Below are 16532 nucleotides of genomic sequence, written 5' to 3'. Positions count from 1 at the left end.
AAGAAAATGAATAAGTAAAGATAACTATTGGTATATATCTGAGGAATCTAATTTAACGTATTCCCCGAAAGAATTCTCCTTCCTCAAGCGTGTGAAGGGCGTAGCCCTACGATAGGTCGGAGATGACTTTCGGTTTGGCATAGCCAAAAACTTTTGATAAACTTGCTATATGAAGTTCTTTGATAACTTGATATAGAAGGTTGCAGGAAGAAAATAGAGTGCGAAAACCAAGCCATTCGGTTCCTGCGTAAAATATCAACCGTACCAACAGAACATCCATGCGTTGGACATCTAGGGATGTAACACCCCGAAGTAACGCTCAGGGAGACGAAAGGTTACTTTCGTCGTGGAACTGAGAAGCTCCCACTTCAAGCTTTGCTAAGTGGCGAGTAGTTCTCAACCTCAGTTAACGTATCATTTATTATTGTTGTAATTTTTTTTACATTGTTATTTATAAAGAAATGATTTCCTTCCAAATTATAAATCTTAAAATTTCCACAAGTATGTTTCTTCCAACCAATTATGCCTTTTAGACTAATTAAATCTTCTATTCCGTTTAATACAGTAATATCGCATGTGATTTTGTCCGTTTTTTCTTTATATTCATATGTTTCAACTATTTTAAAATCATGTTTTAGTAAAGGAATGAAAAATTCGAACAATTCTTCGTTACGAATTAATTCTTCTGGAGTTCCCCCTAATTCTATAACTCTATTTTTAAACTCGTTATTTGGTAAATTATAAGTTATCTCCTTCTTTTCCCTTTCACTCGGTGCTTTGTATCCAGAAAAAAAGATATGCTTGGGTTTCTTGAATCCCATTCCTATTATTTTATAGTATAATTCATACGCTAATAGGCTCCCCATACTATGTCCATAAATTGCATAATCTTCCTCACATATTTTGTCCCGAATATTATCAAAGATGTCATCTACCGCTTCTTCTAAGCTATTATAAAATGGTTCATTGAATCTTTTCCCTCTTCCTTTTAACAGTACTGGACATAGATTTATAGATGGGGTTAGATAATCACCCCATTTATAATATAACGCTTCGGATCCTCCTGCATAAGGCAAACAAAATAACATCATTAAAATGCACCTCTATCTGATAAAAGTTTGTAAAAATCATTAATAATAATATCTTGGTTAATCACTGTTATATTACTAGAAATTTCTTCATTTAATGAACATACAGCCATTTTGTATTCTAACTCTATATCAAAAATCGCCATTGAATAAGAATTACTCTTTTCTCTATTATCGAAAAATATATGAACAGCTTTGTGACTATCTATATTAATAGAAAATGATTTTAGTGACATTGATAATCCGCTTCCATAGCATTTAATATAACTCTCTTTCAATGTCCATACCTCATAAAACTTCCTCAATTGATGATTAACATCACCTTTTTGTATATAAGCATATTCACTATCACAGAAAAAACTTTTTGCTATTTCTTCATATTCAATATGTTTTATTTGTTCAATATCAATTCCAATAGGGTTATTACTAATTGCACATACTACAAATTCTCCCGAATGTGAAATGTTAAAGTAATAATTCGGATACCCCTTTAAATAAGGTTTTCCATAATTATTTTTCCCCCATACTATTCTTTCATTACCGATTTTAAGCTTTTTATTTGTTAGAGTCCTTACTAGTAATTCACCAATCAAGGTTCTAATTTTATCTTTTTTATTAATAAATTTTTTTATTCTATATCTTTTCTCTTCATCTATCCACGAACAAATTTTTTCTAATTTTCGATCATTCATATCTTTAATTTTGGTAACAAAAATTTCCATAAAACCCCTCACAAATCCTAGTTAAATTAATTGATCAACTACAATTATTCGAGCGTTATGCTAGCTGATTTTTCTACCTTCATTAATCGTGGAATGCTAATCATGTAAAAAACTCCTACAAATATTAAACATCCGCCAACTATCCAAAAAAGAGTTTCAACTGCAAGAATACCTGGGTAAAATCCAGCAATAAAAAGTAAGGTTAGTGACTGTGAGAGCATCATCAAAGGATTAATACACCCGTGTACTCTTCCCATCATTTTTGGATTTACTATTTTTGGAATCCAACCTCCAATAGCTACATTAATCATCGGAAGTGCTAGGGCAACTAAGCCCGTACAAATAACATACAGCCAAACTGTATTGACTAATGAGCTCAAAATAGTCGCTCCTCCTCCAATAAACAAAGCTAAAATTAGTAAATGATAAAGCTTTATTTTTTGAGAAAGTATAGATGCTATAACACTACCAAGTAAAATCCCGATACCAAAGACTATACTTAATATAATTGAAACTTCTTCATAGTTTCTTGGGGCTAGTTTGTATTTTAAAATAAATACCTGCATCACTGAGAGCCCTCCATTTAAAATTCCGAAAACTATAAATCCGGAGATAAGTGTAAGTAACAAGTTGTGGTTCAAAATATAACGTATTCCCTTCACAAAATCCTTCATTACAATTGAAATGTTCAAATCCTTGATATTATGTTTTCCGTTTGGCATACGAATTTCTTCTGACATTCTACAAGATTTTATAAGAAGAGCACTAATAAAAAAACTAATTGCATCAATTAAGATTGCACCATAAATACCGATTACCCAATAACAATAAATCCCGATACCACTACCAAAAAGCATAAACAAACTTGTAACCATCTGATTCAAACCAACTGCAGTAGCATAATCATCTCTTGTTAAAACACCCTGTACAAGGGATGATTGCGCGGGTGTAAAAAAGCTCTTTACCATGCTTCTTAAAAATAACAGCGCAAATGCTACTGGCATCCAGTTTAGAAAAAGAGACCACAATAATAAAAGCGATAATATAGAACAGATCCAATCACAATTTTGAGCTATTTTTTGTCGATCAATCCTATCAGTAACTACACCAACAAGAAAAAATACTACTAATGTGGGCAAAGACAACATCAACTCCGTAATAGTAGCATATGCAGGTTGGTGCGAAAAACGATTTAAAAAATAAAACATAAGTGCAGTTAAACCAATTGTACTGCCCATTTGTGAAGTAAAAGATGCAAAAAATAGCCTCGAGTAATTCCCATTTTGAAATATAACTAAAATTTTCTTCATAAGGACTCCCCATTTAATTTGACTTAATTCTAATTATTCAGAATTTAACACCTTTGCTATGTTTGAAACGTAGAATATCTAAATCCCTAACGTTCATCGCAGTTCCTTTGGTTAGAGCCTAACACACTGCTTTAAGATATAATTTGCCATTAGGATTTCTATCGCGGATTACACGTCCAAATGTACACTACCACTCATTAAATTGTATAGTTTTTCATTCTGATATTCATAATCCAAACATAACTATCCAAAAGCATCCTCCTTTTGATATGCAGTTTATTTTCTCTAACTTTCCACGCTACATTCTAATACTACCTTATATTGTAATCAAAATAATAAACGAATTATTTTCTCAAGTTGTCAAAATCACTAATAAATCATATTTATTAGTGATTTTGACAACTTGATTTCTCCTCTAAAAAACGTAATATTACTGTAAATTGTTTTCCAAAAAACATTTATGTATATCCACAATTATTACAAAAAGGAATGAACACCAATGTTATCCTATCCCTTATAACTGTTTTAACTTAAGTATGAAATTCATTTTTGAAGCGAAAATGATATGGGGGATGTCTATGAGGTTTAGTCTTCCAAAAAAATTGTAATGAGTAAATTCTTACCAAGAAAACGTTATTCGTATTTATGATACATATATAAACCATATTTTTAATCAGTCATTCTAGGACAATTGAAGTGGCAAGTTTAAGCCACTTCAATTGTCCTAGAAATGTTGCATCTTTATCTAACATCAAATTAACACTATAAGCAAAAAGCTACTTATAATTCAGATGTTTTTCCTTAAAAATTTTTTGATTTATCTTTTGCAGGTAAAATGTAGTTTTCCCCTTTTTCATATATAGAAAGTATTCTTTTCAAGAAAGTAACTTTCGGTACTAACCAATAAGCAATTATCGCTGAAACAATCCCTAAAATAGCACCTGTTATAACATCGAAAGGATAATGAACTCCTACCCAGATACGAGAAATGGCTACACAGAATGCAAGTGTAATCCATAACCAACCAATCTTTTTATGAACAAGCCAAAATGAAAAACAAATTGAAAAGAATAAAATTGTATGGTCACTTGGAAATGAATTATCAACAGCATGCTCTACCAATTTATTAACATTGGGTAACTCTGCAAATGGTTGATAATTTGAATGAAACTTCCCTGCTATTTTCCCGATAACCTCAGCAATCACAAAAGCAATCATCGCTTGAACAATCATCATTCGATTTTGGTTAGATCGAGTAAACCAATACACTACAATAATTAAAGCTAAGAAATATACCATATATTCTGCCACGAACGTCATAGTAGAATTGAGAAATGGGTACTGTTTACCTAAATCGTTAACGGCTCGAAAAGCATCAATATTGAACTGAGAAAAAGACATTTTCAAACTCCTCCTTACCATATATATAAATCAAACGCTAATTAAAATTTTTTAATCTACTTTTTGTTACTACCTAATAGTTTTAGATGGTCCCATTTTATTGTTCTTAATGAATATCTACCTTTTTAAAATATGAAATCAATAATACTAATCCAATAATAGATGTTCCGAATATACCTATATAGGAGTACTCGGGAGGATAAGTGGGCTGAAGCGTATTTCTTGAGATATCACCTGCTGCTGCCCATGGAAACAATCCTCTATGTTCTGAATTTGCTGTCATTAAATTAATCATGGTTATTACAACTGTAAATACAATGGTCGGTACGTAATTCTTAAGTACAATTGTTAAAAGTATGATTGGTGTTGATAAAATAAAAAGCAATAATCCACCTATCAAAAACTGTACAAAAGATTCCCTTATTAAGGATGAACTTAGTCCATCAAATTGAAATATTATCCCTAATAATAATGTTAATCCCCATGCTACAAAAGTTAACATCATAATCCACGAAAATAGAAGTAGGAATTTACTTATAAGAAAATTCATACGTGATACAGGTATAGTTAATAAATTCTTTAATGTATCTTCTGTATATTCCCGAATAAATAGGTAGGCGGTTACTACCCCATATAGTGGTACTCCTATTATTAGAACAGTATATAAATTTACTTCACCAAACAATTGACTAAATACAATAGTAGGAGTAGGATGTTTAGTTTTTAGGCTTACAAATGATGCTACTACTACCATAAAAGGTACTACCGATGCACCGAGAATACTAATTAAGAACATATGGGATCGTTTTAGCTTTAATAATTCTGTATATAACAGATTAACCAATTGTTCCACCTCCAACTAATTTTGTGAAGTAATCTTCTAATCTGTCTTCACTCATCAAGATTTTCAAAACCTGAATATCATTTTGTACAAATATTTTATTTATATCTCCTTGTTGCCCAAGTTTAGAATACACGCGAATAATCCCCTCATTATGAACCTCATAATCAAAAATACCAAAGTTTTTCTCTAAGATTTTTGTAGCTTTATTGTCATTCGATACTTGAAACTCAATATATTTGCGATTCTTTTTTCTAAGGCTGTTAAATTCGATTTCCTCTAAGAGCTTACCTTCATGAATAATCCCCATATGATCTACTAACTGTTCTATTTCTGATAAAATGTGGCTGGATATTAATAAAGTAATTTTTCTTTCTTTAGCCAAATTTTGTATCAATCTTCTAATTTCCTTAATTCCTATTGGATCCAAACCATTAGTAGGCTCATCTAATATTAATAATTCTGGGTAATGAAGAAGAGCTCTAGCAATCCCTAATCTTTGCTTCATCCCTAAAGAATATTTACCCACAAGCTTTTTAGTTTCATGTTGCAATCCCACGATTTCTAACGCTTCATCAATTGCATTTTTTTTGTGTATCCCAATAATTTTCGCATTAATTAGTAGATTTTCCCGTGCTGTAAGATTCTCATAAAATCCAGGAACTTCAACAATAGACCCAATTCTTTTAAGGATTTCTTTTTGATTTTTTAATAAATCTTCTCCAAATATTTCAATCTTTCCATGGGTGGGCTTTATCAATCCTAATAACATTCTAATTGTAGTCGTCTTCCCTGCACCATTTCGACCTAAAAAGCCGTAAATTTCTCCTTGATTTACGGTTATATTAAGATTATCCACTGATTTCTGATTGCCATAAATCTTTGTTAAATTTGTAGTCTTTATTATTGCGCTCATGTAAGAACACCAACTTTCTTGTATGCTTATGTTTTTAGTATAGAAAGCAAATTTTAAACCGGGCTTAACTATTTCTTAACTATTTCTTAATTATGAAATTAACTATTCATCATTAACTCCATCTTGCTCCCTTGTACAATAAAGATAATCCCACTCTCCTTTGACTTTGATATAAGTCTCATCTAGATGCCAAGTATAGTGTGTAAATTTGTTTTTCTTTTTCCAAATCTGATTAACATCAGGGTATGTTACAATTACTTGACCTTTATGTAATAAGTCTTCAAACACTACTTTTTCTCTTTCTTGCTGTTTAGTACCAACGAAAGTAATGGCTAGCTTTACAAAACCTTTTTTCTTTTTCAGTAAACTTAGTCTCAACAGTTACTTCTTTACCCTCAATTAATAATTGAGGGTAATTAGTATACAATTGATAAAAAGAAAATAGAAAAAAAGAAGACGTGAAATTCAAAATTTAATGGATAAACTATCTGAATATTAATTCTTCAAACGAGAAGAGCCCTCCAAATAGGACGGCCCTTCTTTATATCACATACAAATAGGCTTGCTTACAGTAGTTTTTTTGTATAGGACTTTTTCTTAACACATATACTATTTTTGAACCTGTTTACCAATACGCGTCCTGTTGGTATCTTGAATTCCTCCTAAAAGGGCAGCAGTTACGACTGCATGTCCTTTTTATCTACCAATATAGATACAGACTAACAAATGCAATATTACATATTATTCTCTTTCCAGATGATGTTAGAATTTTTTACGTTGTTTATTCCATAGTAGAGTTATGGCTTCTTATCTAATTCATCAATATGTGAGTGGGCTTTTTACCAACAAGAAAAGACACTCGAAAGGTGTCTTTTTTTCAGAGTGTGGGAAATCCTAAAGGGGTTCCCCACACTCTGAAAAATTGACCTATAATCCTAAAATTTCTACAATCTGACGAGCTTTAGCATTCTCAATATAATAGTGCATCTCTAAACCTCTTCTATCTGCACGGAGTACGATTCCTTTTAATTTTGCTAAATGTTGTGAAACAGTGGACTGTGGAAGTCCTAATATTTCCGTTAACTGTGTAACATTACACATTTTATGATGCATTAATTCACTTATGATTTTTAATCGAACCGGATGCGACATTACCTTTAATACATCTACATCTTCTTCACGGATTTTAGCTAGATCACTATTAGATATTAATGTTAACATTTCGCATTCTCCTTTATCATTAATTTCTATTCTCCTATTATCCCTATAAGTAACACTTATAGATAATTACTATTTGTCCTGTTGAGAAAATATATTCTTTTTTTAATACAAAAAGGACATCTATCCTGAAAACATTTTTTCTGCTTCAATGAATGGATGTCCTCTAATTTTTAGCTAGAATATTTTTTGTTAATTTTATTAATGTTTATGAAATTATTCTTTTACATAACTTTGAATAAGGCTTAATAAGCTTCATTAAGCAATTGTCTCCTTCTTTAAAGACAATTTTAAATTCGATATTTAACTTTTTATATTGTAACACGTATAAGAAATCTCTGTTCATCTCACCTTTTACAGATTTTCCGAACGAGAAAGCCCACTACGGTGTGATAGCCCCCACTTTAGGGGTGGGATGAGAGTGAGGTCAAATACGATGTACAAATAAAAAAAACGAAGGTACGTTCCGTACATCAAGAATTTGAAATGGTATCATTTTCATAATAGACAAGTAAAAGTCTCTAAAATAATCTTGTTCTCTGAAAACAGAATACATAGGAGGTTGGAGTAACAAATTCTTCTACTCCGTAAAATGTATTGAGTCGTCAAGCACAAGACGCTAAAACACATTTGAGAACTCACAATCTGACTCGTTTGGTAATAAAATGAGTGCCGTATCTGCTATATGCACTGGATACGGAGTGGTGATGGCACACCGCAATCTTGCACGTCAGCGATACTAGAAATAGAATTCGCCTTTAGTAGCAAGAATCCCACTGACGTTAGTCAGCTTGTGGCTTTATCCGCGGGAGTGTCAAAACATATATTATTTCTCAACATAACTAAATAGAATTAAAATACTAATAATGGTAATATAAAGGTGCCTTCAGTTGTTAACTGTCATTCCTTTTTGAAAAGCCCTGTCTTTCATAACAGGGCTTTTACATTTTCTCAACTACAAATAGCTTCATAAATAAAACAATAATAAATCTAAAACTCCAATAAGCTTTAAAATTTCACATACTATTTTACATTTCAAAGTCCTTTTCTAACGAATTCAAAATTTGTCAGGCATACAGCTAACAATCAATGTTTTTTTATTCGTATATTAAATTCTTTGTAAATCCTCAATTTCATTTCACATCAGTATAAAGGTGAAATTAAATTGGAATAAAGAAAAAAACCTTGCATTCCTACAAAATTGCAAGGTTTTCCGCTAAGTTCCAGTGCAGCCTTTCTATTAACCACCAGTGTTTCCATGTGAGTATTGCGTCACTTCTTGTGTTACTATTGAAGTTTCTTTTTGAATATTTGCACTCGCTAAACTAAAAACGAAAACGGTAGAGATTCCTGCCAATAAATATATTAATTTTTTCATTTTAACCCCACCCTTTCTTTATTCACACTATTTGCCTTTGAACTTAAGTAAAAGTATCTAGATGCTTTCATATGATTATCTTCATCATAATATTTTATGGCTAATTTTTCATTATATTCTTGAATATATTCATATAAATTTTCCTTTGTATAATAATCATTCCCAGATACTATAAGTTTTTCTAACTCTTCTCCTGAAATATCTAGATGTATGCCTTTTAAGATTTGGAAATGATGCTGATATTCTATATTTTTTAAATCATTACTAATTTCCAATCCTGTTTCAAATACATTTAATGCTTTATCTTTTTCCCCCACTTTTGCAAGTTCACAAGCCAAAATTAAAAGTGCTCTATAATTGTTAGGAGACTCGGCAATTACTTCAGATATATGACGGATTGCTAATTCTGATAAATTTTGATTGCTGTATAGAAACCCTAAATTATGACGACCGATAAGACTAGCATGCTTATCTTCATTTTTCTTAAATATATCCAAAGCAGAAACTAAACGCTCTTCAGCTAATTCATATTCTTTTAAATGAATACAAAGTAATCCATAAAGATTATTACAGTATCCTATATTTAATTCATAATCGTTATGCTTACTAAAGATCTCTTTAGCCTTATCTACTTGTTGTAGAGCTAAAACATATTGTTGGTTATGACAGTAAAATGTAGCTATTTTATAATAGAATTCTGCATGTTCTAATTCATCTGGAATATGCTGCAGTTTCACTTCAGCTTCTTCATAGTGTTTTTTCGCCAACTTATAATCTCCAGTTATCGCCAAATACATAGCCTTAAAAAAATGATAGTAATAGGACAATAAATTATCCGGTGACTGTTCAAGTCCTTCAATTTTATCAAAGCTACCTTTGCCAATATTTAAATGGCCTATTAAATATTCAAACCTAAATTCTAATAAGGCATAATATAAAGCTAAATCTGGATTCTTATCTATGTTTTGCATATATAAATCAATTTCAGCTTTTAATTCACGAGATTTCTCGATATTTCTTTTACGAATTTCATGATACCAACTATTTAACTTCTGTGTAACTTTATCGTTTTCTTGTAGTTGAATATTCATTTTGTCTCCCCCTTTATCCTTAGTATAGATAAGTTTTATTCTCATGTTACCACATTTCATATATTAAGAATATTGAGAAACATTTTACAAGATCAGTTTTGCTAGTATATGGTGCTATAACGTTTCGATATAAGATTATACGTTGATACTTTCAAATTTAATTCAACCTTATTATTTTCTATTTAAGCTTTATTCCATTTTACTAATAAACATTCTTTCACTCTTTTATCCATAATCTTTATAGACTTAAAACACTAACAATCTGACATGCTTTGGAATTCACAATATGATAGTACATCTTTAATCCTTTTCTTTCTGAACTCAGAATCTTTCCACGCATTTTAGATAAATGTTGAGAAACAGTAGATTGAGGTACATTTAATAACTCTGTTAACTGTGTTACATTACAAATTTTGTGACGTTCTAATTCTTTCCATCCCTTGTCCGAAGCCGATTCATCTCCCACCTACTCACTTCGCGTTCCTTGAGGAAGAAGTCTTCTTGGCCAAAATGAAAAAATTGAGTAATTACCCGTTATCCTTTATTTTATATATACTGTTCTTTAGCTTAGGCTTCTTGTGTAAACGTACTTTAGTCCCATTGATATCTAAATCAATCTTTTCTTCCTCTAAATCCCCCATTTTCTGCTTATGTTCCTTTTCTATTCTTTCTTTTTCTTCTTTTCTCTTAGTCGCTTTAGGACCAATTACGAATAGAATTAAGAAAATACTAACCATTACAATAAACGTAGTCACTAGTACCCATCCCCCCTTACCAAAGCCTCATACAACAAAAAGCTTTTTAACTTATTAGATTTAAATTAGAAACCGAAAGGAGAAAAAGTACTAATATATTTAGAAGAAATAATATAAATGTTACCTTCGCTATTCCTCTTTCTCCTTATATAAACCAAAATTATAAATGTCGCAGTAAGGCCGGTACTAACAATGTCGTTACAAATATAAAAATGGAACTATATCTCAAACTTGAACTCCATTTTCCATATTTGGGATGTTCAAATTTCTTATAAAGCATACCTAATGCTAAAGATATCAAAAACATTAATACAGCTGTTCCTAAAATTATAGAAGTAATTAAGCCCACCATATTACTTATAAAGGTTTGAAAATCAAAAGAACGTGTCGTCAACATTAACACTGGTAGAATCCTTATTAAAAGTATGAGAATAAATGAACCTACTCCAAAATATATAGATCTTTTTTTCCACTTTATATGTTTAAACCATAACGAAGCCCCAAAAACTAATAATGATATTAAAATTACTACAGAAAGTATAAGGAAAATAACATCAAAGAATGCAGGCACACTCGCATGAACTGCCCCATCTATTTTGTCTCCCCCATCTTTTATTACATCACTGCTGCCGTTAAACAAAGAACTAAACCAGTCTATAATCCAATCAGTCATCCACGAAATATCGAATGGTAAATCTTCGTTTTTTGTTTGCGCAGGAGCAACTGAGTTATATACCTCCAAATTATTCTCCCCCTTAATTGAAATTAAGTTCTTTAATTTAAGTATATAAACTTACCTAACCAAAACTAAGAAAATATCAAATCCTATCTTATTTTATTAGATTGAAATTCTCCTTCTTCTAATGTGTGCAGGACGATAATCCGACGATAACAGTAAGAAGGATTTTCCTTTCTGAGCATAAACAGAAAAAAGAGCACCCTATTACTAAAAATAGGAGTGCTCGTATTTATTTTCGTCTATTCCTTTTCTGGCCAAATTTTCGCGTTTGGTTCTAATAACCACTTGTGGTCTTCCTCCATGATACGATCATTCCATGGGTTATTCTCAAGATGTCGAATCATCCAACAAAAATACATTGCATATCCAGGCGCAGTTGCTTGTGGGTGGTCTAGTTCACCTGGAATTGTAATAAAACTATTATGTACAACGCGATAAGCATTCTCACCTACCATCGCACATCCAAATCCCTGCGGTTTATTAAAACGATAATAATATACCTCCGGTTGATCATGATGATGCGGTGGATAACTGGACCATCTCCCTGGATAAGAAATAACTTCTCCTACAACCATGTTAGAATATGCTGCATTATTATAATCAAAAATTGTCCGAATAACACGCTGCGCTGTTCCCTCCCATACTCCTTCTCCAGCTACAACACTTTGACACTCATTTGGAGTATACAACTTGGACGCAAATTCTTGGTCATTATCTGTTTTTTGGACAAGCACTTCACTATCTGAAAGAGCAGTAATTGTAACCTTCACATTTTTAGCCACATGTAAACACCAAGGGTTTTCTTCAAAAACAGACTGCCTTTGAATAACTTGTTCCATTCCATCCCACTCTAAACGTATTGCCCCTTCTAGTAAAAGTACTGCCGTTTCGTTCTTATTATCAAATAGCAACTCTTCTTTTCCATTAGACATCTTATATATGCCTATATCCATTAACATATCACTGCATTGACCGTTCATTTCTGTTAATACATTATACCCCTCATTTAATTCACCTAATTTTCCTAACATGGCTTTCTCCTCCTTTTAATTAATGGCTTCTCTCGCATTCTCCACTTTTGTCAGCTAACTAAATTCCGAGTTTCCTCTAACTATTAATCAAGAAAGTTTTTCTGATTATGCTTTGTTTTCACTTCCGAATATTCGTATATGATTTTTAACGTTTTCGTATGCAGCCTCAATTACATCTTGATGATACGTAAAGTAATCTGAATACGGAGTATTTAGGGCAGCAGTGTTAACCGCAGTAATTACATGCTGAAATGTCGCTGTTGCTACATTAATTTTTCGAACACCATGTTGAATACATTGCTTGAAATCCTCTGGGCTAATGCCAGACCCACCATGTAATACTAAAGGAATATCGACTATCCCATTAATCTCCTGCAAGCGGTCTAATCGTAAATCAGGGTCTCCATTGTACATCCCGTGCGCATTTCCAATCGCAACAGCTAACGCATCAACATCTGTTTCTTCTGCAAATCTTTTTGCTTCTTTAGTACTTGTCAGCATCATTTCAATATCTTCTGATCCGTCCTCACTACCACCTACTCTGCCAATCTCAGCCTCTACTGTCGCTCCGTACTGTTTCGCAAGCTCCACAACTTCTTTTGTCCTTTGGATATTCTCTTCTAACGGATAGTGAGAGCCATCAAACATAACCGAACTAAAACCAATTTCTAACGTCTCTTGAATCTTTTCAAATGTCATACCGTGATCAAAGTGAACTGCTACTGGAACAGTTGCTTTTTTCGCTGCAGCTACCATCAAAGGACCAATCATATGAATGGGCGAATGATTCAAACGAACTTCCGCAATTTGTAGAATGAGCGGGGAACGTAACTCTTCAGCTGCTTGAATAGCTCCCATTACCATTTCCATATTAGCGACACTAAAAGCTCCAACCCCATATTTCTCTTGATTGGCCTTTATTAAAATATCTTTCATTTGAACTAATGGCATTACATACTCCCCTATTTCAATATTATTTATTAAATGTAAAACCAACCGTCACGTCTTTTTACCCCTTTTGTAAGAAGACATGTTGATTACCATATCATTTACTTAGGGATAATCTTAAAATGCTTAAATTACAAACCTGCTTTTTCTTGTATAAATTTTCGAGCTTTTAATGCGTATTCAAAAGGATTCGCTAAAGCTGGATCTTGCTCTGCTTCTACCACAAACCATCCTTTATATTCAGAGTTTGCAAGAATAGTAAACACTTCATCAAATCCTATTACGCCATCCCCGGGAACTGTAAATGCCCCCTTCTTCACTGCCTGCAAGAAGCTTAGTTCGTTTTCCTTTACAGCATCAACTACTTCCTGGCGAATATCTTTTAAATGTACATGTTTAATACGAGGTAAATATTTTTTCAAAACATAAAGCGGCTCTTCTCCTGAAAAAACAAGATGACCTGTATCAAAAAGTAGGGATACAAGCTCTGGATTCGTCATATCCATTAACTTTTCAATTTCGGCCGTTGTTTGAACACCCGTACCCATATGGTGATGGTATACAATATGTAGCCTCTTTTCCTGAGCTAATTTACCGAGGTGATGTAACCCATCCACTAGCTTTTCCCACTCTTCTTCTGTAAAAACAGGCTTATTTTTAAATAGTGGTACATCCATTAAACCTTGAATACTATGCCCTTGCTCTGAAACAACGATGACTTTTGCACCCATGTCATGCAAGAAATCCCTATGCTTAATAAATTCTTCTACCGTCTCTTCAATCGGCTTCGTTGTTAAAAACGTACTAAACCATGCACTAGCAATCTCCAAGTTTCGTAATTCCAAAGATTTTTTTAATACAACTGTATTTCTCGGGTATTTATTCCCTACTTCACTTCCATTAAATCCAGCTAGTGCCATCTCACTAATACATTGTTCAAACGTATTTTCTGCTCCTAGCTCCGGAATATCATCATTTGTCCAAGCAATTGGTGCAATTCCAAGCTTAATTGTATTTTCTTTGAACATCCCCTTGTCTCTCCTCTTTACAAAATGTGATAGAATTTCGCCAAATTCTCTTAACTGGTCATTAAAAAGAGAGCTTCCTAATCGATATGCATGTAGATAAAAAGCTCTCTTTGTGCCCTAATCTAATAAGACCTTGCCTGTTGCAAGTTACTTACTTTACTCTCATACGAAGCTTGTACACTTGGACTATTAGATACTTCTGCAACACCTACATGCCACCATGAATCGTATCCATTTGTCATTGTTTTTGGTAATACTTTAATATCAATTAATGTAGAAACCGTTTGTTTTTTTGCATCCTTAAGTGCTTCCCGTAATTGTTCTATCGATGTAACGCGATATGTTTTTACGCCATATCCAGCTGCGCTAGCTGCAAAATCAATTTTCATAATAGCCCCGTTTAATTTACGTGTTTCTTGGTTTCGGTAGCGAAACTCTGTTCCAAAGCTGCTCATTCCGTTGCCCATTTGCAAGTTATTAATGCAGCCAAATCCGGAGTTATCAAACAATAAAACATTAATTTTTTTGTTTTCTTGCAGACTTGTGACAAGCTCAGAATGAAGCATTTGGTAACTGCCATCCCCTACCATTGCATATACTTCCTTCGATGGTTCAGCTAGCTTTGCACCAAGTGCACCTGCAACCTCATAGCCCATGCAAGAGTACCCATACTCCATGTGATATGTATTAGGTTTTCTTGCTACCCACATTCTTTGTAAATCACCCGGAAGACTTCCTGCCGCGCCAACAATAATTGCATCTTCATCAATTAATGTATTGATTTGTCCAATGACCGTAGTCTGTGTTAATTGTGTACGAAGCGCGTCTACATACTCATTTAAATTCTCATCGAAATGACCTTCAACTTCCGGCATGAAACCTTGATCTGTAAAGCGAATATTATGTAGACGTGCTAATTCTTTTTCCCAAGCCTCTTTTACATTAGTGATTTCTACTGTGTAACTAGATTGATAATCAATTGCTTGCAGTTCATCCATTAGAGTATGAAGCGCTTCTTTCGCATCTGCTATAACCTTCAATGCATCAAGTTTGTTCGCATGGAATTCCGAAATGTTGATGTTTAAAAACTCAACCTCTTTATTCTGGAACAATTGCTTAGATGCTGTTGTAAAATCAGTAAATCTTGTCCCAATTCCAATAACAAGGTCCGCTTCCTTTGCAATTGTATTAGCTGCTAAATTCCCAGTTACCCCAATGCCGCCAAGATTATATGAGTGACTACTTTCTATCGCGCTTTTCCCAGCTTGCGTTTCTCCAAATGGAATGCGGAATGTCTCAGCAAACTGTTTCAGTTCCTCTGCCGCTTCTGCGTATCTTACACCACCACCGCAAATCATAATTGGCTTTTTCTTTCTCTTAATCATTTCAACCGCATCCGCTAAGCTGGCTTTTGTAGGTAGGCGACGTTCAATACGATGAACACGCTTTTGGAAGAAGTAACTTGGAAAATCCCAAGCTTCCCCTTGGACGTCTTGTGGTAAACAAATTGTTACAGCACCTGTATCTGCCGGATTCGTTAAAACACGCATGGCTTGAATCATAGCTGTCATCAATTGCTCAGGACGATTCACCCGGTCCCAATACTTACTTACCGCACGGAAAGCATCATTCGTAGAAATAGATAAGTCATGCGTTTGTTCAATTTGTTGAAGAACAGGATCAGGTTGTCTCGTTGCAAATACATCACCTGGAAGCAGTAAAACGGGAATATTATTTGCAGAAGCTGTTGCTGCAGAGGTAATCATATTTGCTGATCCAGGACCAACAGAAGAAGTACATGCCATAATTTGTTTTCTATGTTTTTGTTTCGCAAAAGCCATCGCAGCATTTGCCATTCCTTGTTCATTTCTCCCTTGATATACCTCTAATTCCCCTGCGTCTTCTTCTAAAGCTTGACCTAGTCCTACTACATTTCCATGACCAAAAATCGTAAAGATTCCCTTAATAAACTTTTGTTGCTCTCCATCAAACTCTACGTATTGCTGATTTAAAAATTTCACCAATGCTTGCGCCGTCGTCATTCTAACAGTTTGCATATGATTTGC

Annotated in this window: 15 protein-coding genes and 2 pseudogenes; all 17 read right to left on the bottom strand. The window is 33.3% G+C overall.

The genetic code is table 11. The annotated features are described in order from the left end of the window. Positions 1–368 precede the first annotated feature (368 nt). Positions 369–1091 carry a thioesterase II family protein gene (locus ACTFRY_RS19475; RefSeq protein WP_000979067.1) on the bottom strand — a complete coding sequence of 241 codons (723 nt, stop codon included), beginning with the start codon at positions 1089–1091 and terminating at the stop codon, positions 369–371. Then, positions 1091–1810: a 4'-phosphopantetheinyl transferase family protein gene (locus tag ACTFRY_RS19470; protein ID WP_086391306.1), complete on the bottom strand. Its 720-nt coding sequence runs from the start codon at positions 1808–1810 to the stop codon at positions 1091–1093. Before ACTFRY_RS19470 ends, ACTFRY_RS19475 begins: the two co-directional genes overlap by 1 nt. A 44-nt stretch (positions 1811–1854) precedes the next feature. Then, positions 1855–3120: an MFS transporter gene (locus tag ACTFRY_RS19465; protein ID WP_440032403.1), complete on the bottom strand. Its 1266-nt coding sequence runs from the start codon at positions 3118–3120 to the stop codon at positions 1855–1857. An 801-nt stretch (positions 3121–3921) separates the two neighbouring features. Next, positions 3922–4521 carry an undecaprenyl-diphosphatase gene (locus ACTFRY_RS19460; RefSeq protein ID WP_000010573.1) on the bottom strand — a complete coding sequence of 200 codons (600 nt, stop codon included), beginning with the start codon at positions 4519–4521 and terminating at the stop codon, positions 3922–3924. A 106-nt stretch (positions 4522–4627) separates the two neighbouring features. Continuing rightward, the gene (locus tag ACTFRY_RS19455) at positions 4628–5365 is read right to left on the bottom strand and encodes an ABC transporter permease (RefSeq protein ID WP_000247702.1); all 738 of its coding nucleotides are present in this window, start codon (positions 5363–5365) and stop codon (positions 4628–4630) included. Next, positions 5358–6278: an ABC transporter ATP-binding protein gene (locus ACTFRY_RS19450; protein WP_001273091.1), complete on the bottom strand. Its 921-nt coding sequence runs from the start codon at positions 6276–6278 to the stop codon at positions 5358–5360. The genes ACTFRY_RS19455 and ACTFRY_RS19450 overlap by 8 nt, the downstream gene beginning before the upstream one ends. 114 nt (positions 6279–6392) lie before the next feature. Beyond that, positions 6393–6509, bottom strand: a pseudogene (locus ACTFRY_RS19445) (DDE-type integrase/transposase/recombinase); the annotation flags it as partial. A gap of 696 nt (positions 6510–7205) precedes the next feature. Continuing rightward, entirely contained in the window at positions 7206–7499 is a 294-nt protein-coding gene (locus ACTFRY_RS19440; RefSeq protein WP_074593230.1) for an ArsR/SmtB family transcription factor, read from the bottom strand. 1237 nt (positions 7500–8736) lie between these two features. Further along, positions 8737–8874, bottom strand: coding sequence for a hypothetical protein (locus tag ACTFRY_RS19435; protein ID WP_170925766.1), 138 nt, complete (start codon positions 8872–8874; stop codon positions 8737–8739). Next, positions 8871–9965, bottom strand: coding sequence for a tetratricopeptide repeat protein (locus ACTFRY_RS19430; protein ID WP_048535944.1), 1095 nt, complete (start codon positions 9963–9965; stop codon positions 8871–8873). Before ACTFRY_RS19430 ends, ACTFRY_RS19435 begins: the two co-directional genes overlap by 4 nt. Positions 9966–10203: 238 nt before the next feature. Beyond that, a pseudogene (locus ACTFRY_RS19425) lies at positions 10204–10398 on the bottom strand (ArsR family transcriptional regulator); the annotation flags it as partial. Between the two features lie 94 nt (positions 10399–10492). Then, a complete protein-coding gene (locus ACTFRY_RS19420) occupies positions 10493–10720 on the bottom strand; it encodes a hypothetical protein (RefSeq protein ID WP_074593226.1) in 228 nt (75 codons plus the stop codon). Between the two features lie 160 nt (positions 10721–10880). Continuing rightward, entirely contained in the window at positions 10881–11480 is a 600-nt protein-coding gene (locus tag ACTFRY_RS19415) for a hypothetical protein (RefSeq protein WP_440032418.1), read from the bottom strand. Positions 11481–11698: 218 nt separating this feature from the next. Beyond that, positions 11699–12490, bottom strand: coding sequence for a 5-deoxy-glucuronate isomerase (locus ACTFRY_RS19410; RefSeq protein ID WP_061655355.1), 792 nt, complete (start codon positions 12488–12490; stop codon positions 11699–11701). 105 nt (positions 12491–12595) lie between these two features. Further along, positions 12596–13441 carry a class II fructose-bisphosphate aldolase gene (locus ACTFRY_RS19405; RefSeq protein ID WP_086391303.1) on the bottom strand — a complete coding sequence of 282 codons (846 nt, stop codon included), beginning with the start codon at positions 13439–13441 and terminating at the stop codon, positions 12596–12598. Between the two features lie 128 nt (positions 13442–13569). Continuing rightward, entirely contained in the window at positions 13570–14466 is an 897-nt protein-coding gene (gene iolE, locus ACTFRY_RS19400; RefSeq protein ID WP_098617294.1) for a myo-inosose-2 dehydratase, read from the bottom strand. A 122-nt stretch (positions 14467–14588) separates the two neighbouring features. Next, the gene (gene iolD, locus ACTFRY_RS19395; RefSeq protein WP_098617293.1) at positions 14589–16523 is read right to left on the bottom strand and encodes a 3D-(3,5/4)-trihydroxycyclohexane-1,2-dione acylhydrolase (decyclizing); all 1935 of its coding nucleotides are present in this window, start codon (positions 16521–16523) and stop codon (positions 14589–14591) included. Positions 16524–16532: the final 9 nt, after the last annotated feature.

The sequence above is a fragment of the Bacillus cereus group sp. MYBK195-1 genome, assembly GCF_051916605.1.
Taxonomy (GTDB): Bacteria; Bacillota; Bacilli; order Bacillales; family Bacillaceae_G; genus Bacillus_A; species Bacillus_A cereus.
Note: the sequence above shows the minus strand (reverse complement) of the source record. Positions and strands in the feature narration are given on the sequence as shown.

Excerpts from the sequence above, each read along its gene's own strand:
- ACTFRY_RS19475 (WP_000979067.1), bottom strand. The coding sequence starts at position 1,091 with ATGATGTTATTTTGTTTGCCTTATGCAGGAGGATCCGAAGCGTTATAT.
- ACTFRY_RS19470 (WP_086391306.1), bottom strand. The coding sequence starts at position 1,810 with ATGGAAATTTTTGTTACCAAAATTAAAGATATGAATGATCGAAAATTA.
- ACTFRY_RS19465 (WP_440032403.1), bottom strand. The coding sequence starts at position 3,120 with ATGAAGAAAATTTTAGTTATATTTCAAAATGGGAATTACTCGAGGCTA.
- ACTFRY_RS19460 (WP_000010573.1), bottom strand. The coding sequence starts at position 4,521 with ATGTCTTTTTCTCAGTTCAATATTGATGCTTTTCGAGCCGTTAACGAT.
- ACTFRY_RS19450 (WP_001273091.1), bottom strand. The coding sequence starts at position 6,278 with ATGAGCGCAATAATAAAGACTACAAATTTAACAAAGATTTATGGCAAT.
- ACTFRY_RS19440 (WP_074593230.1), bottom strand. The coding sequence starts at position 7,499 with ATGTTAACATTAATATCTAATAGTGATCTAGCTAAAATCCGTGAAGAA.
- ACTFRY_RS19435 (WP_170925766.1), bottom strand. The coding sequence starts at position 8,874 with ATGAAAAAATTAATATATTTATTGGCAGGAATCTCTACCGTTTTCGTT.
- ACTFRY_RS19430 (WP_048535944.1), bottom strand. The coding sequence starts at position 9,965 with ATGAATATTCAACTACAAGAAAACGATAAAGTTACACAGAAGTTAAAT.
- ACTFRY_RS19410 (WP_061655355.1), bottom strand. The coding sequence starts at position 12,490 with ATGTTAGGAAAATTAGGTGAATTAAATGAGGGGTATAATGTATTAACA.
- ACTFRY_RS19405 (WP_086391303.1), bottom strand. The coding sequence starts at position 13,441 with ATGCCATTAGTTCAAATGAAAGATATTTTAATAAAGGCCAATCAAGAG.
- iolE (WP_098617294.1), bottom strand. The coding sequence starts at position 14,466 with ATGTTCAAAGAAAATACAATTAAGCTTGGAATTGCACCAATTGCTTGG.
- iolD (WP_098617293.1), bottom strand. The coding sequence starts at position 16,523 with ATGCAAACTGTTAGAATGACGACGGCGCAAGCATTGGTGAAATTTTTA.